This window comes from Cognatundibacterium squillarum (genome assembly GCF_014652435.1).
Classification (GTDB): domain Bacteria; phylum Pseudomonadota; class Gammaproteobacteria; order Burkholderiales; family Burkholderiaceae_D; genus Undibacterium; species Undibacterium squillarum.
Map to the genome: position 1 here is coordinate 725,188 of NZ_BMYU01000001.1, position 24,316 is coordinate 749,503.

Annotated in this window: 19 protein-coding genes and 1 tRNA gene; 6 read left to right on the forward strand and 14 right to left on the reverse strand. The window is 53.5% G+C overall.

Annotation, left to right across the window (positions count from 1 at the left end):
* Window positions 1-24: 24 nt before the first annotated feature.
* The 11 genes from IE092_RS03030 to IE092_RS03080 form a co-directional block, all read right to left on the reverse strand.
* Window positions 25-909, reverse strand: coding sequence for a DMT family transporter (locus IE092_RS03030; RefSeq protein ID WP_189355509.1), 885 nt, complete (start codon window positions 907-909; stop codon window positions 25-27).
* Between the two features lie 374 nt (window positions 910-1,283).
* Window positions 1,284-3,095, reverse strand: coding sequence for a DUF4153 domain-containing protein (locus IE092_RS03035; protein WP_189355510.1), 1,812 nt, complete (start codon window positions 3,093-3,095; stop codon window positions 1,284-1,286).
* A gap of 407 nt (window positions 3,096-3,502) precedes the next feature.
* Window positions 3,503-5,344, reverse strand: coding sequence for a translational GTPase TypA (gene typA, locus IE092_RS03040; RefSeq protein ID WP_189355511.1), 1,842 nt, complete (start codon window positions 5,342-5,344; stop codon window positions 3,503-3,505).
* A gap of 111 nt (window positions 5,345-5,455) precedes the next feature.
* Entirely contained in the window at window positions 5,456-6,391 is a 936-nt protein-coding gene (gene truB / locus IE092_RS03045) for a tRNA pseudouridine(55) synthase TruB (RefSeq protein WP_189355512.1), read from the reverse strand.
* Window positions 6,392-6,434: 43 nt separating this feature from the next.
* Complete coding sequence (gene rbfA / locus IE092_RS03050; RefSeq protein WP_189355513.1) at window positions 6,435-6,830, reverse strand: 30S ribosome-binding factor RbfA; 396 nt, start codon at window positions 6,828-6,830, stop codon at window positions 6,435-6,437.
* A 57-nt stretch (window positions 6,831-6,887) separates the two neighbouring features.
* The gene (infB, locus tag IE092_RS03055; RefSeq protein ID WP_189355514.1) at window positions 6,888-9,746 is read right to left on the reverse strand and encodes a translation initiation factor IF-2; all 2,859 of its coding nucleotides are present in this window, start codon (window positions 9,744-9,746) and stop codon (window positions 6,888-6,890) included.
* Between the two features lie 46 nt (window positions 9,747-9,792).
* Complete coding sequence (nusA, locus tag IE092_RS03060) at window positions 9,793-11,352, reverse strand: transcription termination factor NusA (RefSeq protein ID WP_189355515.1); 1,560 nt, start codon at window positions 11,350-11,352, stop codon at window positions 9,793-9,795.
* Window positions 11,349-11,834, reverse strand: a complete 486-nt coding sequence (gene rimP, locus IE092_RS03065; RefSeq protein ID WP_189355516.1) for a ribosome maturation factor RimP — start codon at window positions 11,832-11,834, stop codon at window positions 11,349-11,351. Before rimP ends, nusA begins: the two co-directional genes overlap by 4 nt.
* Before the next feature lie 208 nt (window positions 11,835-12,042).
* Window positions 12,043-13,551 carry a pseudouridine synthase gene (locus IE092_RS03070; protein WP_229793031.1) on the reverse strand — a complete coding sequence of 503 codons (1,509 nt, stop codon included), beginning with the start codon at window positions 13,549-13,551 and terminating at the stop codon, window positions 12,043-12,045.
* Window positions 13,541-14,323 (reverse strand): SMC-Scp complex subunit ScpB, encoded by a 783-nt coding sequence (scpB, locus tag IE092_RS03075; protein ID WP_189355518.1) that lies wholly within the window; start codon window positions 14,321-14,323, stop codon window positions 13,541-13,543. The genes IE092_RS03070 and scpB overlap by 11 nt, the downstream gene beginning before the upstream one ends.
* Before the next feature lie 251 nt (window positions 14,324-14,574).
* Window positions 14,575-14,651, reverse strand: a tRNA-Met gene (locus IE092_RS03080).
* Window positions 14,652-14,822: 171 nt separating this feature from the next.
* Here IE092_RS03080 and IE092_RS03085 point away from each other — a divergent pair.
* The 6 genes from IE092_RS03085 (at window position 14,823) to IE092_RS03110 (ending at window position 21,209) form a co-directional block, all read left to right on the forward strand.
* The gene (locus IE092_RS03085) at window positions 14,823-15,395 is read left to right on the forward strand and encodes an NUDIX hydrolase (protein WP_189355519.1); all 573 of its coding nucleotides are present in this window, start codon (window positions 14,823-14,825) and stop codon (window positions 15,393-15,395) included.
* Window positions 15,392-16,108 carry a leucyl/phenylalanyl-tRNA--protein transferase gene (aat, locus tag IE092_RS03090; RefSeq protein ID WP_189355520.1) on the forward strand — a complete coding sequence of 239 codons (717 nt, stop codon included), beginning with the start codon at window positions 15,392-15,394 and terminating at the stop codon, window positions 16,106-16,108. The genes IE092_RS03085 and aat overlap by 4 nt, the downstream gene beginning before the upstream one ends.
* Window positions 16,105-16,833 (forward strand): arginyltransferase, encoded by a 729-nt coding sequence (locus IE092_RS03095; RefSeq protein ID WP_189355521.1) that lies wholly within the window; start codon window positions 16,105-16,107, stop codon window positions 16,831-16,833. Before aat ends, IE092_RS03095 begins: the two co-directional genes overlap by 4 nt.
* A gap of 50 nt (window positions 16,834-16,883) precedes the next feature.
* The gene (locus IE092_RS03100) at window positions 16,884-17,939 is read left to right on the forward strand and encodes a quinone-dependent dihydroorotate dehydrogenase (protein WP_189355522.1); all 1,056 of its coding nucleotides are present in this window, start codon (window positions 16,884-16,886) and stop codon (window positions 17,937-17,939) included.
* A 206-nt stretch (window positions 17,940-18,145) separates the two neighbouring features.
* A complete protein-coding gene (locus IE092_RS03105) occupies window positions 18,146-20,419 on the forward strand; it encodes a catecholate siderophore receptor Fiu (RefSeq protein WP_189355523.1) in 2,274 nt (757 codons plus the stop codon).
* Between the two features lie 109 nt (window positions 20,420-20,528).
* Window positions 20,529-21,209 carry a Fe2+-dependent dioxygenase gene (locus tag IE092_RS03110; RefSeq protein ID WP_189355524.1) on the forward strand — a complete coding sequence of 227 codons (681 nt, stop codon included), beginning with the start codon at window positions 20,529-20,531 and terminating at the stop codon, window positions 21,207-21,209.
* A gap of 202 nt (window positions 21,210-21,411) precedes the next feature.
* Here the strand turns inward: IE092_RS03110 and IE092_RS03115 are convergent, their stop codons facing one another.
* From IE092_RS03115 to IE092_RS03125, 3 genes are read right to left on the reverse strand one after another with little or no spacing between them, the layout of a single operon-like run.
* Window positions 21,412-22,524, reverse strand: coding sequence for a zinc ribbon domain-containing protein (locus IE092_RS03115; protein WP_189355525.1), 1,113 nt, complete (start codon window positions 22,522-22,524; stop codon window positions 21,412-21,414).
* 34 nt (window positions 22,525-22,558) lie between these two features.
* Window positions 22,559-23,044, reverse strand: coding sequence for a GNAT family N-acetyltransferase (locus tag IE092_RS03120; RefSeq protein WP_189355526.1), 486 nt, complete (start codon window positions 23,042-23,044; stop codon window positions 22,559-22,561).
* A gap of 27 nt (window positions 23,045-23,071) precedes the next feature.
* Window positions 23,072-24,022: a peptidylprolyl isomerase gene (locus tag IE092_RS03125; RefSeq protein ID WP_229792998.1), complete on the reverse strand. Its 951-nt coding sequence runs from the start codon at window positions 24,020-24,022 to the stop codon at window positions 23,072-23,074.
* Window positions 24,023-24,316 lie beyond the last annotated feature (294 nt).

A 24,316-nucleotide genomic window follows, 5' to 3' on the forward strand; every position in this document is an offset into this window, starting at 1 on the left:
AAATAACCCGCTATTTTACTGCGATTAAGCCCGTTTCTGTTGCCATGTCCGGATTTCATTGCCGATTAAAGCGGCTAACACCAGTGCGCCGCCGGTCAGCGTTGCCGTTGCAGGCACCTCGCCCGCCCCCAGCCACGCCCATAATGGCGCCAGCAAGACTTCCAGCAAAGCCAGTAAGGCAACTTCATGCGCTTTCAGATGCGCAGATGCCTTCACCATCAGCGAACACGGCAAGCCAAGCTGAAAAAAACCCAGCGCGCCGAGGATCAGCACATCCTGCACCGATGCCTGAAACGGCACCGACAATGGCAGCATCGCCAGCGCCGAGAATGTGCCGCCCAGAAATACCGCCGGAATCAGGTCCACCGTATGCGCGCGTCGTTTCAGCAGAATCATATTCACCGACGATGCCAGCGGAATTCCCAGTGCCACCAGCATGCCGAGCACGCCACGGCTGTCCGTCACGGACAAATTACCGGCAAACATCCAACCCATGCCACAAGCAGCCAGCGCAATTGCGATCCAGGTCGCGAACGGAATCCGTTCTTTCAGCACCAGCCATGACAGCAGCGCCGTGAATAACGGTGCCAGACTTTCCATTACCGAGGTGTTTGCCACCGTCGTCAGCGTCAGCGCCGTCATGAAGCAACTGTACATGGTGGCCCACATCAGGCCGGATACCACGCCGGTGCTGCCCATCAGTTTCAGACGACTGAGAAAACCGCGCCCGTACTGATGCAGCATCAGTCCCGCGACAAAAATCGCGGCAAACAGGCTGCGCCAGAATACGATTTCAAATCCGGCCGCGCTTTGCAAATGGCGGCTGGCGACACCTGCAGTACTCCACAGGGTGGCGGCAGCAATCATCAGCAATATGGCTTTACGGCGGGCATTCTGGGCGGCGGGCATGCGTTCTCCTGATTCAATACGGTCTTCAGCGCGGCGTGAGTATGCTAAGGGTCACGACGGCTCTTGTCCAACAAGGGCAACAACAGACTTTCCGGCTTGCAATTCACAAAAACTGAATATATCAGGCACTTTATCAGGATGACATCGTGGATGTCCGCAGAAACAGTGGATTTCAGCCTTGAAATTTTTTGAATGCAGATAGCATTTAACGACTGAGCGGCGGATTATTTTCATCTGACCGACGCTGCAACGGACATTCTTGCCGGACAGGCAGACATAAAAAACGCGGCAACATCACAAGAATGTGCCGCGTCGGCTCACTGCGGTCTGCGGTTCAGCATGCAGACATCAGCGAGAAGATTCCGCTCTGGCGGTTATGACTTACAACGCTGTCTGACAACCGGATCAGGACGCACCATTAAGCGCATACTGCCTACAACCAGCATATCCCAGCCCGTCACTGCTTTTCCCTGTCCGGCACGCAGGGCATCGCTCAGCTTATCGCAGTCGTCCGCTTCCACATCCACATGCGCCTGCCGTTTCCAGACGCCGGGCTGTACTTCTGCATACAGATTACCGCCATAGTTACTGTTGCGATCCAGTACCAGCACTTCCGGCTTGCCATCCCGATTCATATCCTGCAGCAACACATCGCAGGCATGGGTTTTCGCGATCAGGCATTCGGTGTCTTTCTGTGTCAGCCAGCCATTATCTTTTTGATCGGGCTGGCGCAAAAATCCTTGCGGCAAGACAGCACCTTTCGGCCAGACTTCATACGGACGCACGACCTGCACCGGTTCTTCTGCATACGATTTATAGGTCAGTGCCAGCACAGACGCCGCTTTCTCGCGAATCTGTTTTGCCTCAGGCAAAGCAGTTTCCAGCTTCAGTTGCTCCAGCGCTTCGCGTCCGTAACGACCACCTTCAAAGCGCAGATAACGGTAATCGAACTCGTCCGCCATGACTTTGCCATCGCGCAGACGCGCGACCTGATCCGCCACTGAAATCCGTGCCGGGTCCAGCAAAGGCGAAAACAAAGCCAGTACCGCAGCCAATTGCACATAAGCCATCACCACATTCGCACCGGCTATCTTGCTCAGCAAACCATCTGCAGCGATTGCAGCACGCAGATAGGCAAGACCGTAAGCCAGTGCAATCAGCGCACAAACCACCGCGATCAGGCGATCACTGCTCCAGCCATATTGCGTAATCCGCAATTGCAGCGCACGCAAGGCCAGCAAGGCCAGTACCGGCAATATGAAACAGGCCAGACGGGCACACCAGCGCAGTATCTTCGGCGCAGTCGCCAGTGCAGCACCATCCTGAAACGCGGTATTGATCAGCACCACCAGTACAACGCAGGAACCCAGCAAGAGATTGGTTGCATGACGGGTCGCCCACAGTAAATCCACGCCTTTGTACAGCAACGACACCAGAAATCCGGCCAGCACGATGGTCGCCAGCGGCAACAGCCACGACAACAATACCAGCAGCAAATTACGGATACCGCGCACAATTGCCGGACGCATATCCGTCAGATGCAGCGCAAACCCGAAGGCCAGCACGATCACTGGTATGTTGAACCATTCACGCTTAAGCAATTCAGACAGGAATTCCAGCTTCAGCATATCGAACAAGCCAGCCCCCAAAGCCAGCAACGCAAACAGCGCACCGACGAACAAGGCTGAGAATTTCAGCTGCACCAGCAACTTCCACGACAAATCAAAATACTGCGGATATTGCGCAACGCCCTGACGTTTTTGCTCATACGCCAGCTTCAGCGATTGCGCCACATACAGGCACAGGAAACTGAAGGTGAACAATAAAGGCGACGGATACGGCCCCTTATCGCTGCGGTGCCCCGGATACTCCGCCGAACCCCATTCATTATTCAAACCATTGCGGCGGAACCAGTCATGCAAAGTCAGTCCGGTCAGCACCAGTGCCAGAAAACCCAGCCAGCGCAACAGCTTTGCCGTTGGCATTTGCCCGAGCGAAGAAATCGCGATTACCGGCAAACCCAGACCGCATAACAGTAAAGGGAAGAACAGTTCCGGCTGCGTCGCCGGCCATAACCTTTGCGTACCCGCCCGGTACAGAAGATACAGCAGCACCGCCTGCCCTGCTGCAATCGCAATGCGCACCCAGCCGGTACGCGGATTCAAGCCTGAAGATTCCTGATCCATACAATCCCGCATGAAGATTAAAAAGAAATGCTGCGCTTCGCTTTTTTATGACAAGAGCAACATTGGCAAACCGGCATGCTAACTCAGATTTCCTTTTATGCAATCACAATCTGAGGTAAAAAAACTGATGAAAGATTCGGGAGCATCATGCAGAAATCGTCATCCGACATTTCCGGAGAGCCGGACTTTTCACCGACGACAGGCGGATTGCTGTGCGAAAGTCCGCATTCCTGCACTTTTTTGCACTTTTTTGCACTGCTTCGCACTGTTACGTGGGAAAAACAGGCTGATGACTAAAAGACGGCTACACGGCCTTTCCGCCGATGTGTGAAGAAATCCTCCCAGCATCGCAGCAATAAAAAAACCGCAGACTAGGCTGCGGTTTTTTATTCGTGCACTGAAGCAGATTACGCTTCAGATTCGCGCTGAGCGCGTTTGCGTTCGTGTTCTTTCAGGAAACGCTTACGCAGACGGATGCTCTTCGGTGTGACTTCAACCAGTTCGTCATCTTCGATGAACTCAACCGCGTATTCCAGGCTCAGCTGGATCGGTGGTACCAGACGCACTGCTTCGTCGGTGCCGGAAGCACGAACGTTGGTCAGCTGTTTACCTTTGACCGGATTCACAACCAGATCGTTTTCACGGGAGTGAATACCGATGATCATACCTTCGTACACAGGGTCGTTGTGGCTGACGAACATACGGCCGCGATCCTGCAGTTTCCAGATAGCGTAAGCAACTGCTGCGCCGTCTTCCTGAGAAATCAGCACGCCGTTACGACGGCCAGCCAGTTCACCTTTGGTGTTATCGACTGGTGCGTAATCGTCAAATACGTGGCTCATCAGACCTGTACCACGGGTCAGCGTCATGAATTCGCCCTGGAAGCCGATCAGACCACGTGCAGGAATACGGTATTCCAGACGGACACGGCCTTTGCCATCCGGTTCCATGTTTTGCAGATCACCGCGACGACGACCCAGTTCTTCCATGACGCCGCCCTGATGGGATTCTTCCACGTCAACGGTCAGGTTTTCGTATGGCTCGTGACGTACGCCGTCAACCATTTTGAACACAACGCGCGGACGGGAAACTGCCAGCTCGAAGCCTTCACGACGCATGTTTTCGATCAGAATAGTCAGATGCAGCTCACCGCGACCGGAAACTTCGTAGCAGGAGTCATCGTTTTCCATCTGTTTGACGCGCAGCGCCATATTGGATTTCAGTTCGCGTTCCAGACGGTCACGGATCTGACGTGTGGTCACGAATTTACCTTCGCGGCCTGCCAGTGGCGAGCTGTTAACCATGAAGTTCATGGTCAGGGTTGGCTCGTCAATTTTCAGCATAGGCAGCGGTTCGATGCAGTCTGGTGCGCAGATAGTGGAACCGATACCGATTTCTTCGATACCGTTGATCAGAACGATGTCACCGGCTTGCGCTTCTTCAACCAGTACGCGGTCCAGACCTTTGAATGTCAGCACCTGATTGATACGGGCTTTGGTTGGCTTGTCTTCCGGACCATTCATCCAGACCACGTCTTGCAGACCACGGATACGGCCACGCAGGATACGGCCAACGCCGATTTTACCAACGTAGGTGGAGTATTCCATGGAAGTGATTTGCAGTTGCAGAGGACCATCAGGATCATCTTCGCGTGCCGGAACGTGCTTCAGGATCGCGTCAAACAGCGGCTCCATGTTGCCTTCGCGGACGGTGTCTTCCAGACCTGCATAACCTTTGAAGCCGGATGCGTAAACGATAGGAAAATCCAGCTGTTCGTCGGTTGCACCGAGTTTGTCGAACAGTTCGAAAGTCGCGTTAACGGCTTTTTGCGGATCCGCGTTTTCACGGTCAATTTTGTTAACCACAACGATAGGTTTCAGGCCCAGCGCCAGCGCTTTACGGGTCACGAAACGGGTCTGTGGCATCGGACCTTCCTGCGCATCAACCAGCAGCAGAACAGAGTCAACCATGGACAAAACGCGCTCAACTTCACCACCGAAGTCCGCATGGCCCGGGGTATCCACGATATTGATGTGGGTACCTTTGTATTCAACGGCACAGTTTTTGGACAGAATGGTAATACCGCGTTCTTTTTCGATGTCGTTCGAGTCCATGACTCGGGAATCGACTTGCTGGTTGTCACGGAAAGTACCGGACTGGCGCAGCAGCTGGTCAACCAGGGTAGTTTTACCGTGGTCAACGTGAGCGATAATTGCGATGTTGCGAATAGCGCGTTTAGGAGTAGACATGTTGATTCAGTTCAAGGTGAAATCGGATAACCCAAAATTATACCATGCTGCGCAGCAGCACCAGAAAGCATTATTTCAGGTTAGCGCGACAATTCAATGACAAAAAGTACTTCAGTTGTGTTCCGTGCGGATTAAACGTTCCGGTGCAAGAATGCCGCCCGCCTGCAATTGTGCCGAGCCGAGCAGACCACCATCCGACTGACGATATACGCGGACGCGACCAGTTTCCGCAGGGAGTTCCACGGCTTCTTTCGCCAGCGCCAGACGCTGCCCTTGCAACAGGCGCGCTGCCAGCGCATCAGACAATTGCACCGCAGGAAAATTCGACAGCAAGGCATCCACCGGATCGAGCAAAGCGGTGCGCTCTGCTTCCGGCATCGCATCCAGCATATCCAGCGTGATCGATTTGCTCAGCACCAGCGAACCCACGCCGGTACGGCGCAGCGCATTCAGATGCGCACCGCAGCCGAGCGCGCGGCCGATATCTTCGCCCAGCACACGGATATACGTGCCTTTACTGCAGCAGACGCGCAGGCGCAGGAACGGCGCTTCGTAACCGAGAAATTCCAGACTGTGAATCACGACATTGCGCGCTTCACGTTCCAGCGTGATCCCGGCACGTGCATACTCATACAAGGGTTTGCCATCACGCTTTAAGGCGGAATACATCGGCGGCACTTGCGCAATCGGGCCTGTAAACTGCGGCAACACCGCGAGAATATCGGCTTCAGACACGGTCAGCTCGCGTTGCTCCAGCACTTCACCTTCAGTATCACCAGTGGTCGTGGTGACACCCAGATGCACGGTGGTTTCGTAGGTTTTATCCGCTTCCAGCAAATCGTGCGAAAACTTGGTGGCTTCACCAAAGCACAGCGGCAGCAAGCCGGTGGCAAACGGGTCCAGCGTACCGGTATGACCGGCTTTTTGCGCGTTCAGCAAACGCTTGGCGCGGATCAGCGCATCGTTGCTCGACCAGCCCACAGGCTTATCCAGCAATAACACGCCATGCACGGGCACGCGCACCCGTTTGACATTTGGTTTATTCATACAAAAACAAACGGGGCCAAAGCCCCGCGCTGATTATCTGTGATTACTGGTTTTGCTCATCGTCATCGAGGGCGCGGGTGGCATTGGCTTCGTCAATCAGTTTTGACATCGCCATCCCGCGTATCGTGGATGTGTCATGCACAAAGTGCAGTTGCGGCAGTGTGTGGATGCGCAAACGCAGACCCAGTTGCGCGCGCAGGAAACCGGCAGCTTTACTCAGACCCTGCAGCGTCGCTTTCACACCTTCAGGATCGTCAGTCAGCGTCGTGAAGTACACTTTCGCATGCGCATAATCTGGCGTCAGCTGTACTTCCGTCAGCGTGATCATACCGACGCGCGGATCTTTGAGCTCAGCCCAGATAATTTCGGATAAATCTTTCTGGATCTGGTCTGCGACACGCAAACCACGACCCGGAATACTTTTACTATGTTTTGCCATAAATTCTATTCAGCTTAAAACAAGAACCCCGGATCAGGTCCGGGGTCTTGAGATTTCTTACAGGGTACGGGCAATTTCCTGTACTTCGAAGATTTCCAGCATGTCGCCAACCTGGATCTCGTTGTAGCCCTTCAGTGACAGGCCGCACTCCATACCGGCTTTGACTTCCTTCGCGTCGTCTTTGTAACGCTTCAGGGAGTCCAGCTCACCTGTCCATGTCACCACGTTGTTACGCAGCAAGCGGACGGACGATGTACGTTTGACCATACCGTCAACTACCAGACAGCCCGCAATTGCACCGACTTTGCTGACCATGAAGACCTGACGGATTTCAACCATACCGATCACCTGTTCACGTTTTTCAGGTGCCAGCATGCCGGACAACGCTGCTTTCACATCATCCACTGCGTCGTAAATGATGTTGTAGTAACGGATGTCGATGCCGTTGGTTTCAGCCAGCTTACGTGCCGATGCGTCAGCACGGGTGTTGAAGCCGATGATAACTGCTTTGGAAGCCACCGCCAGATTGACGTCGGATTCGGAAATGCCACCAACCGCTGCGTGCACAACCTGTACGCGAACTTCGCTTGTTGACAGTTTGACCAGCGATTGCACCAGCGCTTCCTGAGAACCCTGTACGTCGGTCTTGATAATGACTGGCAGATTTTTGAGTTCGCCTTCGCCCAGACCTTCGAACATATTTTCCAGTTTCGCAGCTTGCTGTTTCGCCAGTTTCACGTCACGGAATTTACCCTGACGGAACAATGCGATCTCACGGGCTTTACGCTCGTCAGCCAGAACCATGACTTCTTCACCGGCTGGCGGCACTTCAGTCAGACCCTGAATTTCAACCGGAATAGACGGACCCGCTTCAGTAATGCTGCTACCGGTTTCATCCATCATCGCACGGACACGACCGTAGGATGTACCTGCCAGAACGATGTCACCGCGACGCAGTGTACCGGACTGTACCAGCACGGTTGCCACAGTACCGCGACCTTTATCCAGACGTGCTTCCACAACCAGGCCTTTTGCCGGCGCATCTTTCGGTGCTTTCAGTTCCAGAACTTCAGCCTGCAGCAGTACGTTTTCCAGCAGATCGTCGATACCCTGACCGGTTTTCGCGGAAACAGGGATAAACGGCGCATCACCACCGTACTCTTCAGGAACAACGCTTTCAGCAACCAGTTCCTGCGTTACGCGATCAGGGTTTGCCGCTGGCTTATCAATCTTATTGATCGCCACAACTATCGGCACACCCGCTGCTTTCGCATGGGAAATCGCTTCTTTGGTTTGCGGCATCACGCCGTCGTCAGCTGCAACAACCAGAATAACGATATCGGTCGCTTTCGCACCACGCGCACGCATTGCCGTAAAGGCTTCATGGCCCGGTGTATCGAGGAAAGTGATCATGCCGCGCGGTGTTTCAACGTGGTAAGCACCAATGTGCTGAGTAATACCACCAGCCTCACCGGAAGCCACTTTAGCGCGACGGATGTAATCCAGCAGAGAAGTTTTACCGTGGTCAACGTGACCCATGACCGTAACAACCGGCGCACGCGGCAATTCTTCAAATTCAGTTTGTGTACCGTCGTCCGTCAGCAGCGCTTCAGGATCATCCAGTTTCGCAGCAAACGCTTTGTGACCCATTTCTTCCACCAGGATCATTGCAGTTTCCTGATCCAGAACCTGGTTAATAGTACACATCTGACCCAGCTTCATCAGCTGTTTAATGACTTCTGCCGCTTTCACGGACATTTTGTGCGCCAGTTCAGCGACTGTCAGGGTCTCAGGTACGTGAACTTCTTTGATGATCGCTTCAGTCGGCATCTGGAAGTTGGTTTCACGCTGATCTTCGTGATGATGGCGACGGTTTTTCGGGCCTTTCCAGCCATCACGACCACCGGACGCATCACCGCGTGTTTTCAGACCACCGGAACGTTTCTTCGCATCGTCATTCCAGCTACCGTTCTGACCGCCTTTACCGCCTTTACGATCAGCCGATGCCGGTTTTTTATCATCTTTTTTGTCTGCAGTTGCAGCAGGCGCAGCAGCAGCCGGTTTCTTGTCGGCAGCTGGTTTTTTATCCGCAGGCTTATGCAGCGTACCTTCAACTTTAGGCGCAGCTGCAGCCGGTGCAGGCGCTGGTGCAGGAGCAGGCTTAGGACGGCGCATATTCGCCATCATTTCTTTAATCTGCGCTACTTCATCTGCCACTGCTTTACGGGCTTTTTCTGCAGCTTCAGCACGTTTTGCAGCATCAGCGGCTTCCTGCTTACGGCGTGCTTCAGCAGCTTCCGCTTCCTGACGTTTGCGCACTTCTTCTGCAGCAGCACGCTCTTCCGCGCTCTTCGATGCTGCAGCAGCGGCTGCAGCTTCTGCCGCGGCACGTTCTGCTTTTGCGCGCTCTTCATCACGACGCTTCGCTTCAGCTTCCGCCGCTTCGCGTTCAGCGCGTTCCTGCGCTTCACGCTCCGCTTCCAGCTTGGCTAAGTGCTCTTCTTTTGCACGCAACTCAGCTTCCTGACGCGCCAGCAATTCCGCTTCGCGGCGCGCTTCTTCTTCATTGCGCGCCTGCTCTGCCGGATCCGCTGCCGGACGGGAAACTTCATCATCACGTTTTACAAAAGTACGCTTCTTGCGCACCTCGACCTGAATGGTACGAGATTTGCCCGTCGCATCCGCCTGTTTGATTTCAGACGTTTCCCTGCGGGTGACCGTAATCTTCTTCTTTTCCTCATTGGCAGTAGTGCCATGAGAACGACGCAGGTGTTCCAGCAGTCGGTCTTTATCTTCTTTAGTCAACGCGTCATCTGTCGATGTTTTATTGACGCCTGCTGCACGCAATTGCGTGAGCAGCAGTTCCGCTGACATTTTCAGCTCGGTGGCAAATTGGGCAACGTTGTTACTCGCCATTCAGTCCTCTTTTCCTATGTGCGCTTTATGAATATGAAACCCGTGATTACTTAGCCTCTACGAGTTTCCAGGCAGTCGCCAGCAGCGCTTTTGCCTGATCATCATATTTAGCGTCGATGAGCTTCATCTCATCATCGGTCACATCTTCAAATGCATTTTTAATCAACTGGCGTGAACGGTCGGCAGACAATGCCAGAATCGCGCCAAATTCGTCGTATGCCAGAGCAGCAAATGCTTCCAGCGTTTTAATTCCTGCCAGACCAAGCTTACCGGCGGTATTACGTGTCATACCTTCGAGATTGATCAGGTTGTCTTCCATGCCTTCCAGACCTTCTTCCGATGCAATTGCTTCTGTCAGCAGCGCATCACGGGCACGGTTACGCAGTTCGTTTACAGTGTCTTCGTCGAATGCTTCGATTTCCAGCATTTCGCTCAGTGGCACATACGCCACTTCTTCCAGACTGGAGAAGCCTTCTTCCACCAGAATATCGGCCACTTCCTGATCCACATCCAGTTTTTCCATAAACAGGGTGCGGATACCAGCTGTTTCTTCAGCCAGTTTGCTCGCAGATTCTTCTGCGGTCATGATATTGATTTGCCAGCCAGTCAGCTCAGCTGCCAGACGTACATTCTGACCTGCGCGACCAATCGCGATAGCGAGGTTTTCCTCATCCACCACGACATCCATACCGTGCTTTTCTTCATCAACCATGATAGAAGAAACCGCAGCCGGTGCCAGTGCACCGATCACAAACTGCGCAGGATCTTCAGACCACAGAACGATATCAACACGCTCACCACCCAGCTCAGAAGTTACAGCCTGAACACGGGAACCGCGCATACCAACACAAGTACCAATCGGATCAATACGTTTGTCTGCTGTGAATACGGCAATCTTTGCACGTACACCAGGATCACGTGCAGCAGATTTAATGATCAGGGAACCCTGTTCAATTTCCGGCACTTCCAGCTCAAACAGCTTCATGATGAACTCAGGCGCTGTACGGGACAGAATTACCTGAGGACCACGTGCATTACGGTCAATACGCAGAATGTATGCACGAACACGGTCACCAACACGCAGATTTTCTTTCGGAATCATCTGATCGCGTGGCAGACGGGCTTCCACCTTACCGGACTCAACGATTGCATCGCCGCGTTCCATACGCTTGATGGTACCGGTCACCAGAGAATCACCGCGCGCCAGGAAGTCAGCCAGAATCTGTTCACGTTCCGCATCACGAATACGTTGCAGAACAACCTGCTTTGTATCCTGCGCAAAACGACGGCCGAAATCGACAGATTCGATTTCTTCTTCGATGTAATCACCGACCTGAATTTCAGGATCATCTTCCACGGCTTCAAAATGCAGAATCTCCTGATCCGGCAATTGCAGACCAGCTTCATCCGGCACAACGTGCCAGCGGCGGTAAGAACGGAATTCACCGGTATCACGATCGATTTCAACGCGAATATCGACTTCGCCCGGGAAACGTTTTTTTGTCGCTTGTGCTAAAGCATGTTCCAACGCGCCGAAAACCACCTCTTCATCGACGTTCTTTTCACGCGCGAGCACATCCACCAATAACAACAAATCACGACTCATGCTTTGCGACTCCTAAAATCCACTTGCGGCACCAGGCGTGCCTTATCCACATCAGCGAGCGTAAACTCCAGCATCGCCGACCCGTCTTTTACTTCAAATTCCAGCTTCAGATTTTCACCTTCCGGTTCATGCAGAATGCCTTCAAAGGTTTTGCGGTTAGGCGTACCAGGCATCGGCATGCGCAGCTTTACGGTTGCGCGGCATCCGGCAAAACGAACAAAATCGTGCAGCTTCTTCAGCGGACGATCCAGACCGGGAGAAGAAATTTCCAGCCGTTCATAATTGACATTCTCAACCATCAGCACGTGCGACAGCTGATGACTGACTTTTTCGCAGTCCTCAACCGCAATTCCGCCCCTGTCATAATCTGCCGGCAACAGGTCGATATATACCCTGAACAGACCACGCTCAGCCTGTTCAAAATCAACCAGCTCGTATCCGGTGCCGTTGACGGTTTTTTCAATTAAATCCAGCAAAACCAAACTATTCTCCGATCAGTGAACGCCTGCATGAAGTGCTTACCAACTGCGAAAGCGGGAAACCAAAAAAAAATGGGCAACTGCCCATCTTTTTAGTAGCACCCGATTAACTTCATCAAGGCAAATCTGCTAACTACAAGATTATAAACGATTACCCACCCCGTCGCAATCAAAAAACATGGGGCAGGCAAGGGTAAAAACAGGCAGAAAATCAGCCGTTACGTGAGCGGCGGCGGGCAGCAATTGCCTGCCCGATCGCCTGACCACTGCCACGCTGCGTAGGACCACGACGCGGCGCCATATCCTGAAAACCGAGCGCCGTCTGCAACGGATCCGGCTGACGGGAGCGCTTCTTCGCACCCTGCTGCTGATCGCCACCACGCTTTGGACCTGCCATGCGGGCACCGGTCAGCTCACCACGGGAAGTCATTGGATATGAAGGTTGCTTGCCCGCAAACGGATCCGCATTACGATTTGAAATACGCGGTTTCTGCTCTTTGCGAGGTGCTTTATCCTGACCGGATTTTTCCATACCAATCAGTTTCAGCAGCGATTTCACACCATCATCCGACAACTCTTCCCAGCGACCGCGCTTCAGAGAAGGCGGCAAAGTCAGCACGCCGTAACGGGTACGAATCAGACGGGAAACAGTCAGGCCAACCGCTTCAAACATACGACGAACTTCGCGGTTACGACCTTCACCAATAATGACGCGATACCACTTATTCACACCCTCACCGCCACCGTCAGCGATACGCGAGAATTGCGCAACACCATCCTCCAGCTCAACACCTGCCAGCAAAGCCTGACGCATACCCTCTTCCAGCTCGCCCAGCGTACGGACCGCATATTCGCGATCAATGCCGTAGCGCGGATGCATCAGACGATTCGCGAGATCGCCTGAATTCGTAAAGAGCAACAAACCCTCGGTATTAAAGTCCAGACGCCCCACCGCCAGCCATTTACCGACTTTCATTTGCGGCAGACTGGAGAACACGGAAGGACGACCCTCAGGATCATTCATACTGACAATTTCACCAGCCGGCTTGTGATACATCAGCACGCGTGGCGGCCGCTTAGTCACTTTTCGCTGCAAAGGCTTACCGTTGATTCGGACCTGATCAGTCGGAAGAATACGCTGACCGATATGCGCAGGCTCTCCATTGACCGACACACGACCGGCAACGATCAGCTCTTCCATATCACGGCGCGAGCCCAGACCTGCCTCAGCCAGCACTTTATGCAGCTTTGGCGCATCATCATCCGATGTCAGATCGCGACGGGCACGCGGCGCACCACGTCCGTTACCGCGACCACCTTTTTCATCCTGCTGCGCATCGAAATTATCAGACGTCACCCAGGAGAACACATCCTCATCAACCGCAGGCTTTTCTGCACGCGGTTTACGCCCTCTTGCCGCAACCGGTTTCGCATCCGCAGACTGCTTACCGCGACCACGCGGAGCACGATCACCGCGCTCTGCACGCTCAGCGTGCTCAACAGGCTTTGCCTCACGACGCGGACGCGCAGACTTCGCGCGTTCAGACTTTTCAGTTTTCTCCGCCTTCACCGGCTCGCCGGCTGACTGCTCGCCTTGCACACCGTCCTGTCGGGGACGTGCACGACGCAAATTCCGCGGACCACGCAAAGCACGTTTCGGCTTTGCCCCATCGGAGCCACCACCGGCTTCCTGTTCATTTTTTACTTCATCAGAGTTCATTGGACTCACTATTTGATTCCATATCGGGCGCCGCATCCGCAGCCAGCCCGGTTTGCCATTCAGGATCAGAAGCTGCCGCATCTACCCCGGATGGCAATGCCACCCCGTCACCGGGCTTCTGTTCTGTACCATTTTCAGCCACAGATACTTGCTGCGACTGACCGGACACAGCAGATTCTGCCTGCTGCACTCCGAATTCAAGAGAACCGGACTGATCATCCTGTTCCAGTATTTTTTCTTTTGAGATTTGCTGCAAAGGCGGCAGCTGATCAAGCGAATTCAGTCCAAGATCACTCAGAAACTGTCGCGTCGTCGCAAACAGCGCTGGCCTGCCGGGAACATCACGATGACCAATCGTTTCAATCCACCCGCGATCCTCAAGAGATTTAATCATTTGAGAAGAAACCGTCACACCGCGGATTTCCTCAATATCACCACGCGTCACCGGCTGACGATAAGCAATGATTGCCAGCGTTTCGAGTGTTGCACGGGAATAACGCGGCGGCTTCTCGGGATTCAGCCTGTCGATATATGCACGCATCTCAGGACGACTCTGAAACCGCCAGCCTGTTGCCAGCGATACCAGCTCAATTCCTTTATCCGACCAGTCAGAGCGAATCTGCTCAAGGATGGTTTTAATCGTATCCGCACCAACCACATCAGACTGATCATCTGTTTCAAGAAACAATTTTTTCATTGACTGCACAGTCAGGGGCTCAGACGCACACAGGAGCGCCGTCTCGAGGACCCGCTTTGCCTCAGCAGTATTCATGCAATTCTATGAGTAGGTTGATTCAATCGGCTTTTCAGAAGAGCAGCCCGTACAGACTGCGACCGGCACGTTTTTGCGACGTGAACCGCACTCCCTATGCTGGATGCGGTTTGGCAGAAAGCCACAGATTCCGGTAAGGAATTTCGCCGATAAATCGGCAGACACCGAATTGTAGTCCAGAAAGCCTGTGGCAATCAAAAATTTTCATCAGGTAAGAAAAAAGCCACGCTAGCGTGGCTTTTTTAGAATCCTGGTTGCGGGGGCAGGATTTGAACCTACGACCTTCGGGTTATGAGCCCGACGAGCTGCCAGACTGCTCCACCCCGCGTCTGAAGTCCAACACTATACACGATTTTTTAAAAAAAGCAAAGATTGACCAAATCCGGGCGGTAAAAAGATCCCATCCATTCCCGCACACATGCAGCACACAGATCGCCGGAAATGCCGGAATCCATGTGCCGGTGTTAAACTTTGGTTTTTCCCGCCACTAAACGCCGGTATGAAATTCTGCTCTGAATGCGCCACCCCTGTTATCGTCACGATCCCACCAGATGACACCCGCGAACGCTTTGTTTGCCCGGCGTGTCACACCGTGCATTATCAGAATCCCAAAATGGTGGTTGGCAGCATTCCGGTATGGGAAAGCGACGGCATCACAAAAATTCTGCTGTGCCGCCGTGCGATTGAACCACGTTATGGCTACTGGACTTTGCCAGCCGGCTTCATGGAAAACAAAGAAACCACCGGTGAAGCAGCATCCCGCGAAACCGACGAGGAAGCCGGCGCTGATATTCAGCGCCACGCGCTGTTTGCGATACTGAATGTACCGCATGTACATCAGGTACATTTGTTTTACCGCGCCACACTCCTGAATCTGAATTACGCCGCCGGCACTGAAAGTCTGGAAGTAAAGCTGTTCACCGAACAGGAAATTCCGTGGGAAGACATCGCGTTTCCAACGGTCAGCGAAACGCTGCGCCTGTTTTTTGCCGATCATGCCCGCGTCAAAGCAGGCGGCAGCTATCAGGTGCATGAGCATGACATTACCCGTCCGATGCGGAGCAGCGAGTGATTCCGTGGCTGGATCCCGATGACGCTTTTCCGGATGTCAGCGAAGCGCTGACCGAATCACACGGCGCGCCGGGCTTACTGGCTGCAGGTGCAGATTTAAGTCCCGAGCGTTTGCTGATAGCATATCGCGAAGGAATCTTCCCGTGGTTTTCTGAAGGACAGCCAATACTGTGGTGGTCCACCGATCCGCGCATGGTACTGAAAACAGATGCATTCCGCGTTTCCGACAGCCTGAAAAAAACCTTAAGAAAAATTGCGCGCGATCCGGCATATACTTTCCGCTTTGACTCAGCATTTGAACAAGTCATGCGCAATTGTGCAGCACCGCGTGCAGATGGTTACGGCACCTGGATTTCACCGGATATTATTCGCGGCTATTGCGGACTGCATGAAGCCGGTTATGCGCACTCAGCAGAACTATGGCATCACGGAGAGCTTGTTGGCGGGGCTTACGGTGTTTGCATAGGAACGATGTTTTACGGCGAATCGATGTTTGCACGCGAACGCGATGCCTCTAAAATAGCGCTAAGCCAGCTCGTATTTCATTTACGCAGGCATGGCGTGGCAATAATTGATTGCCAACAGGAAACAGGTCATCTCGCGTCACTGGGCGCACACCCCATCCCGCGGGAACAGTTTATTCAGCACCTGAAACAGGCAATACAATTTCCGGCGATTCGCGACTGGACAAGCACAGGAATACAAGCCCCGTGAGCACCCCGAACGAACCTCCTTTTATTTCGATACAGTTTTACGCAACCGCACCCTATCCGTGCAGCTATCTCGATAACCGGGAGGCTCGCTCTCAGGTTGCCACACCGACACATCTGATCAGCGAACAGCATTACGCGGATCTGGTGCGACTGGGTTTTCGCCGCAGCGGCGTATTCATTTACCGCCCGTGGTGCGACCACTGCAATGCCTGCACGCCCGTCCGTGTCAGAGCCACCGAATTTCAGGCAGACCGCAGCCAGCAACGCGCGTGGAAAAAACATGAAAGCCTGCTTGCCTATTCCTGCCCGCTGGATTTCACCGAAGAACACTACGATCTTTATCTGCGCTATCAGCAGCAGCGCCATCGCGGTGGCGGCATGGATCAGGACAGCCGCGAACAATACGCGCAATTTTTACTGCAAAGCAAAGTCGATACGCGCCTCGTTGAATTTCGTACACCGGAAGGCGTTCTGAAAATGGTCAGCATCATCGATATTCTCGATGACGGACTTTCTTCGGTGTACACGTTTTTTGATCCGGATGATGATAAAGCATCGTACGGAACGTACAATGTCCTGTGGCAGATTACACAGGCCAGAGACGCAGGACTGCCTTATGTCTATCTGGGTTACTGGATCAGCGAATGCCGCAAGATGACTTATAAGACCCGTTTTCAGCCGCTGGAAGCTTTCCGCGATGAACACTGGCAAGCGATGCCGCGCTGACACCTCAACAAACCCGCCTTACCGATTTCTTTTGACTGACTGAACCTCTTATGATTTCTCCGAGCTTTTTATATACCCTCGCCCGCCCGATTCTGTTTTCCATGGAACCGGAAAAAGCCCACCATTTTGCATTGCCGGCATTGCAGGCAATGACCGGACTGGGCTTAGGCAAACTGACCGGAAGCAGGATTGATGATCCGCGTGAAGTCATGGGAATCCGGTTTCCGAATGCGGTTGGTCTGGCTGCAGGTCTGGATAAAGATGGCGCTTACATCGACGGTCTGGCAACGATGGGCTTTGGCTTTATTGAAGTCGGCACTGTCACGCCACGCGCACAACCCGGTAATCCGCTGCCGCGCATGTTCCGCCTGCCACAAGCGGATGCCATCATTAACCGCATGGGCTTCAATAACGGTGGTGTGGATGCATTTGTGCGCAATGTGCAGTCCTCACGTTACTATCAGGAAAAACAAGGCGTACTGGGCCTGAATATCGGTAAGAATGCAGACACGCCGATTGAGCGCGCTGCTGATGATTATCTGCACTGTCTGGAAAAAGTGTATCCGTATGCAGACTACGTCACCGTCAACATTTCTTCACCCAACACCAAAAATCTGCGTCAGCTGCAAGGTGCAAGCGAACTCGATGATTTATTATCCCGCTTAAAACAAGCGCAATTACGTCTGGCTGATCAGCACAAAAACTATGTGCCGGTGACACTGAAAATTGCACCCGACATCGACAGCGAACAAATTAAGAATATTGCGGATGCCTTGCTGCGTCACGGCATTGATGGCGTAATCGCGACCAACACCACCATTACCCGCGATGCGGTTGCCGGCCTGCCGCACGGAGAAGAAACCGGTGGCCTGTCCGGTAAGCCGGTATTCGAATTATCGAACCGCGTTGTGCGCGGGCTGAAACAGGAACTCGGCAATGCGATTCCGATTATCGGCGCCGGCGGCATTTTCAGTGGCGATGATGCAATCACCAAAATGGAAGCAGGTGCATCACTGGTTCAGGTGTACTCTGGCCTGATTTATCAGGGCCCGGGTCTGGTACGCGATTGCGCAACCGCATTGCGCCGCCTGCACCAGAGCCGCTGAAATCAGTTTATTCAGTGCGCATATAACAAAAACCCGGACTTTTCCGGGTTTTTTATTGAGCAATATCATTAGTAAGAATCATTCTCATTTACATTTATCAAAAAGTTCGTTACACTTTTACATTCAGCTTCCACCCAGCCATTCCCTTTGCCGGAAAAGCCAGACGGTATCTGAAGCACCGTTACCACTACTTCCGGAATTTCGTCATGTCGTACATTAAGAGTAAAAAACACCCAGTCACACTGGCACAAACCACCTTAGGCGCAGCTGTCAGCGCAGCTTTACTGTTACCAGCTACTGCAATGGCTGCAGATAACAATCTGCCTGAAGTGATCGTCAAAACGAAAGCTGAAAACGAATTCAAGGCAGAAAAAGCGGCTTCGCCAAAATACACGCAACCGCTGGTCGATACACCGCAAACCATCACCGTGATCAAACGCGAACTGATCGAACAGCAAGGCGCACAAACGCTGACCGAAGCGATGCGCAATGCACCGGGTGTTGGCGCATTCTTCCTCGGCGAAAACGGCAGTACCAACACCGGTGACGCGATCTATATGCGCGGCTTCGATACTTCTTCCAGCATTTTTGTGGATGGCGTGCGCGACATGGGTTCGATCTCCCGTGATCTGTTCAATATCGAGCAAATCGATGTACTGAAAGGCAATGCCGGTACCGATTCCGGCCGCAGCGCACCAACCGGCTCTATCAATCTGAGCTCCAAGCAAGCGAACATGGAAAACGCGACCAGCGTGAATCTGAGCGTTGGTAACGGTTCACAAAAACGCGTGACTGCGGATAAAAATGTGGTGCTGGACGAGAAAAGCGGTACGGCATTCCGCATTAATGTGATGGATCAGGACAGCGGCGTGGTTGGTCGTAATGTCGTGAACAACAGCCGCTGGGGCGTGGCGACAGCACTGTCTTACGGCTTGGGCAGCAACACCCGCTTCCATCTGAACTATCTGCATGTGCAGCAGGACAATATTCCGGATGGCGGCGTACCGACCATCGGCCTGCCGGGCTACAGCTCGCCGGATGCAAAACGTCCGTTCATCAGCAACGCTGCCAAAGTCGATCCGTCCAATTTCTACGGCTCTTCTTCTGACTTCGACAAAGTCAAACTGGACATGCTGACTGCACGCGCTGAGCATGATTTCAGTGACAAAGTCCGCCTGATCAATACCGCACGTTACGGCAAAACTACCCAGAATTATCTGCTGACGGCATTTATGGCAAATCCTGCCAATCTGGTGACGCCATCTGCAACCGATCCTTCCGGCTGGACACTGGCGCGCAGCATCCGCACCCTGAAAGATCAGGTCAATGAAGTGCTGACCAACCAGACCAATCTGCAGGCAGAACTGACTGCAGGTGGGATCAAGCACACCCTGCTGGGCGGTATGGAATTCACCTATGAAAAACAAAATACCTGGGGCTACAGCGGCACTGGTACTTTGCCTGCCGCCAATCTGTACCGTCCGAATCCGGATGATGCGGTAAGCGGCCTGAATCTGGTACGCAATGGCGTATTCACCCGTGGCAGCACCAGCACCGTCAGTGGCTACATCTTCGACACGATGGAATTCAACCCGCAGTGGCAACTGAATGCCGGTGTCCGCCTTGATCGTTACAACACCGATTACAGCGCAGCATCGTTGTCGACTGCAACCAGCAATCCGACGCTGCCAGTCGGCACTCTGGTGCCAACCAACCTGAATTCCAGCGGCAATCTGGTCAACTGGAAAACCGGTTTGCTGTACAAACCAACCAGCTACAGCAGCGCCTATGTTTCGTATTCCACATCGAAACAACCACCAGGCGGCTCTAACTTTGCACTGAGCACTGCGTCCAGCAGCGCAGCCAATCCGAAATTTGACCCGCAGGAAACACGCAATTTTGAAATCGGCACCAAATGGGATCTGCTGAAAGAAAAACTGTCGCTGACAGCCGCAATTTACCGTACCGATGTGACCAACGAAGTCGTGCTGAACCAGGTTGATCAGCTGTACTACCAAACGGGTGCGAAACGTGTGGATGGTCTGGAACTGGGCGTGACCGGCGCGATTAACCGCGACTGGCTGGTCAGTGCAGGTTATGCCTACATGAAGACCAGCGTACAGTCCGGTCCGAATGTGACTGCCAACGGCGAAAACAATCTGGCTTATGCGCCAAAACAAGCTTTCACGCTGTGGAGCTCGTATCAGGTTCAAAAAGGCTGGAAAATCGGTGGCGGCGCGCGCTTTGTGGATGCACTGCTGCGCGGCACGGATGGTGCAGTCGGTACACCGGCGAAATCAGACAGCTACTGGGTTCTGGATGCAATGACCAGCTACAGTGTGAATAAAAATATTGACCTGCAGCTCAACGTCAATAACCTGCTGGATAAAACCTATGTCGCAGCGATCAATAAGAGCGGCTATCGCTACACCCCCGGCACACCGCGTGCGGTGACTCTGGGCGTGAATGTGAAGTTCTGATCGCCAGCATGATCTGATGTCTGCAAAACTGCCCTGCCGGTGAACGTCAGGGCAGTTTTTTTTGGGCAATGATAAAAATTATCAAGATGAAACGAAGAGGAGTAAGACCATGATGCTGCATATTCCCGGCGTACTGAGCAAAGAACAGGTACGCAACCTGCGTCAGAAATTACAGGAAAGCAACTGGGTGGACGGCCGCGAAACCGTCGGCGCACAAGGCGCTGTGGTCAAACAAAACCGCCAGCTGCCGGAACACGGCGAAGTTTCCCGCGCACTGAGCGAAGAATTGCTCGGCATTATCCGCCGTCATCCGGTATTTTTCGCCGCCGCACTGCCTTTGCATATTGTTCCGCCGCTGTTTAATGCGTATAGCGGCGGCGAACATTACGGTATGCATGTCGATGGATCTATCCGCCATTTGCCGGGCACCGGTCAGAGCATCCGTACCGATGTCTCAACGACGCTGTTTTTGTGTGAGCCGGATGAATACGAAGGTGGCGATCTGGTGGTCAGCGATACTTACGGCACGCATGAAGTGAAATTACCGGCTGGCGACATGATCGTTTATCCGTCCACCAGTCTGCATCAGGTGATGCCGGTTACCGCCGGTGAACGGGTTTGCGCATTTTTCTGGAGCCAGAGCATGATCCGCGACGATGCGAAACGCGCCATGCTGTTTGAAATGGATAAGACCATCACATCGCTGCGTGGTCAGATGGGTGACAGCACCGAAGTGGTACAACTGACGGCGCAGTATCACAATCTGTTGCGTATGTGGGCTGAAACCTGAGCGTTATCAGTCGCAAAAGGCAGCGCGGACAGTCCCAGAGTATGCAAATATCGTCATTTGCACTAAAACTGCCCTGCCCGCTCAGCCAGAGAATTCGCCGACGTTAGTCAAAAATGCCGTTTTTCCTGTGCTGAACACCGCATTTGAGCCAACAAACCGTCTGCGGACGGTTTTTTGTGTTTTACGGGCATCTGCCGTCTGACTATCCGGCTGCAGGCGGCGTGCTGACGGTTGGTGACAAGGAAGCATCCGCTGGCTGCGTATCCGTTTGGGTATCTTCTTTTGCCGCTGTTCCGCAGGAAGGGCAAAACGGGAAAAACGCGTTGTGGCGCAAACCGCAATGACCGCACTGGCGGAACAGTTTTAAGCCGCAGTGCATACAGAAATTCACGTTACCGCCTTCGGTCTGCACGACTTTGCGTTCGCAACCCGGGCAATGCGATTTCGCCATTGATTCCAGTGCTTTTTCATAGCGAATTTCATGCTTGCGCGCTTCCTGCGGAGCTGCCTGTTCCTGCTGCTTACGCTCCAGATAGGCTTTCAGCGCCGCGATTAATGCCCTGCCACCCCAGAAAGTCAGCACCGCGCCGACGCCATAACGGATATAGCCGCCAAAGCTTGGCAGGTAAGGCACCAGTTCAAAGAAAAACGCAAACAGCGCGAAAAAGCCGAAGCCCCAGATAAACGGCCACTGATCCGATTTGCGGTAGCGGCGGAATAACCAGATCGCCAGCGCCAGCACCGGCCCCACCAGTGCCAGCCGGAAACCGAAGGCTTTCAGGCTGTAGATACGGTTTGCTTCCAGAAATCGGTCATAGCCGGCCTGATTCAGCGTATTGATCTGCTGATTCAGCGCTTCCAGTTGTTCCGCGTTTTTACGGTGTGCATCCTCCACAGACGCGACCGCTGCCTCCACGGTTTTTTGTTGCTTCAGTAACTGATCCAGATTGCGCGCCCTGAGCACCACTTCAGGATTCTGCTCGGATTGTCCGGTTGAGCGTCGCGCTTCTTTCCAGTTATCAAAACTTTCTTTTTCGTGCTGATACTGATCCCGCGCCTTTTGCAATTGATCAGACTGGGTACGCGCCGATTCCTGCAGTGATTGCTCACGCTGCAGCAAGGGTGCGCGTTGCTGCTCCAGATTGCTGAGTGCCGCCTTATCCTGAAAATCTTCCACTGCCGGTGCGCGGGATACCGATGGCACATCGGCAATCAGACTGGCACCGACCTGCGTCAGAAAATAAGCAAATAAAACGGCAACACACCACTGACCGATCCGGAACAGGCGTTCCGGCGCGCGTAACTGCTGATACATAGACTCTCCGTAAAATCCGGCGAAAAAGCGGGCATCAGCCCACTTTCATCGCCTGCAGGGAAACGCTTTTACCGTTTGGCAAGCGCTGACGACCGACTTCTTCAAAACCAAAGCCGTGATGGAATTTTTCAGATACCGGATTGGGCGGATCGACATCGTATTCACAGGTCAGCAGCGGTGCGCCCGTTTCCTGCGCAAATGCCAGCACCCGTTCGTACAGCAAGCCGCCAACACCCAGCCCGCGCACATCTTCACCGATCACAATGCGGTCGATGTACAGAAACTGCGGATAACGCGCCGCGAACCACTGGTAATTCAGGCTGTCGTAATCGGCGCCTTCGCGGAATGCGAGTACAAACCCGACCACCTTTCCGTCCAGTTCCACCACCTGATGCCAGACAGCTTCCTGCTGCAAGTGCGCAAGCCGCGCAGCATCCATAGGACTCAGCAAATGGACAGAATCCGCATTCAGGGCGAGGATTGCCTCGCCATCCTGCGGTAATGCATTCCGTATCTTCATGTCAGCCTCCGGCTCTTTGTCCTGAAATCAGGATTGTTTTGCCCTGACCGGGATCGCCACATTACACAAATCCACATAAGCTGCAGGCACCTTGTACCAGTCGCCGCCACGATTCCGCAGGGCTTCTTTGATACGCCCGAACACCGGTGCATCGGTACGTATTACTTCCAGCGCACTGCGCTCCGCTTCCGGTACATCCGCTGCCATACGAACGGCTTTCACCGGCGTGCGTTCTTCTGCTTTCTCATAAAAACCCAGCGCACCTGAACCGCGTGGCAGCGTGGTCAGCAATTCCATGCCCTTCATCACGCGCCCCACCACTGCGATATTCCGGTCCAGCTGGCGCGGTGCATGACCAATCACCACGTACAGCGAGGTGCCGGAGCCACTGTCCAGCTCATTACCGCGTGCGACACCAACCGCGCCGTAGCAATGAGCAAGCCAGGTTTGCTGCGTTTTCGGGTCCCGCCCCGCTGCAAATCCGTTCACATGCCCTGCCTGCGGTGCAAAACCATCGCGATCCGGTAAGGCGCTGAATACTTGCCCTGCCGGTACGGGTACGGTGAATTCCGGTGGCAGTTTGCTTTTGGCTTTTTTCAGCTCGCGCTTTTCATCCGGATCGGCCCATTGCACCACATAGTTTTCATGCGAACGCACAATCGCCAATCCATCATAGTATCCCTCGCGTACCAGTGTGCGGATATTGTCAGCGTGGGCTGGCGCAAATTCAGGTGCCAGCTCGATCACGACGCGGCCTTTTTCCAGTTCGAGATACAAAGTATTTTCCGGATTCAGCGGACGCCAGTCGCCGGGTTGCGACGCTTTCAAAATATCGCCCACCGACTGATACGGCTTCGCGGCTTTTTCTGCTTTGAGCGATTTACCTGCATCAGCTGCCTGTACTGCGCCGCTGATCAGCATACCGGCCACACCGGCTGCCAGACAAAGTTGTGCTGCACGTGTTGCGTGTTTCTTCATTGCGCCCCCGTTATTGTTCTGATGTTTTTAAGATGAATCTCCGTAACCGTGCCGGACACGGCGGCATAGGCCTTTTGCATATTTCGCAAACAATGACCTTACTGCAAGGCTGCAGCCTTGTCCAGACGACATCCCTTACCATTTATCTGAAAACAAAGAGGAATGCACGGTATGAAAGTTGCTTAAAGCGACGGCTTTTGATAAATTAATTTTTTTACATTACCACCAAGCGGCGGTAATGCAGACAGGACAGCGCTCCTGCAAGCCTGCAAAGGCAAACGACCGCGACGATAA

Coding starts and splice junctions, on each gene's coding strand:
- IE092_RS03030 (WP_189355509.1), bottom strand. CDS start 909: ATGCCCGCCGCCCAGAATGCCCGCCGTAAAGCCATATTGCTGATGATT.
- IE092_RS03035 (WP_189355510.1), bottom strand. CDS start 3,095: ATGGATCAGGAATCTTCAGGCTTGAATCCGCGTACCGGCTGGGTGCGC.
- typA (WP_189355511.1), bottom strand. CDS start 5,344: ATGTCTACTCCTAAACGCGCTATTCGCAACATCGCAATTATCGCTCAC.
- truB (WP_189355512.1), bottom strand. CDS start 6,391: ATGAATAAACCAAATGTCAAACGGGTGCGCGTGCCCGTGCATGGCGTG.
- rbfA (WP_189355513.1), bottom strand. CDS start 6,830: ATGGCAAAACATAGTAAAAGTATTCCGGGTCGTGGTTTGCGTGTCGCA.
- infB (WP_189355514.1), bottom strand. CDS start 9,746: ATGGCGAGTAACAACGTTGCCCAATTTGCCACCGAGCTGAAAATGTCA.
- nusA (WP_189355515.1), bottom strand. CDS start 11,352: ATGAGTCGTGATTTGTTGTTATTGGTGGATGTGCTCGCGCGTGAAAAG.
- IE092_RS03070 (WP_229793031.1), bottom strand. CDS start 13,551: ATGAACTCTGATGAAGTAAAAAATGAACAGGAAGCCGGTGGTGGCTCC.
- scpB (WP_189355518.1), bottom strand. CDS start 14,323: ATGAATACTGCTGAGGCAAAGCGGGTCCTCGAGACGGCGCTCCTGTGT.
- IE092_RS03085 (WP_189355519.1), top strand. CDS start 14,823: ATGAAATTCTGCTCTGAATGCGCCACCCCTGTTATCGTCACGATCCCA.
- IE092_RS03100 (WP_189355522.1), top strand. CDS start 16,884: ATGATTTCTCCGAGCTTTTTATATACCCTCGCCCGCCCGATTCTGTTT.
- IE092_RS03105 (WP_189355523.1), top strand. CDS start 18,146: ATGTCGTACATTAAGAGTAAAAAACACCCAGTCACACTGGCACAAACC.
- IE092_RS03110 (WP_189355524.1), top strand. CDS start 20,529: ATGATGCTGCATATTCCCGGCGTACTGAGCAAAGAACAGGTACGCAAC.
- IE092_RS03115 (WP_189355525.1), bottom strand. CDS start 22,524: ATGTATCAGCAGTTACGCGCGCCGGAACGCCTGTTCCGGATCGGTCAG.
- IE092_RS03120 (WP_189355526.1), bottom strand. CDS start 23,044: ATGAAGATACGGAATGCATTACCGCAGGATGGCGAGGCAATCCTCGCC.
- IE092_RS03125 (WP_229792998.1), bottom strand. CDS start 24,022: ATGAAGAAACACGCAACACGTGCAGCACAACTTTGTCTGGCAGCCGGT.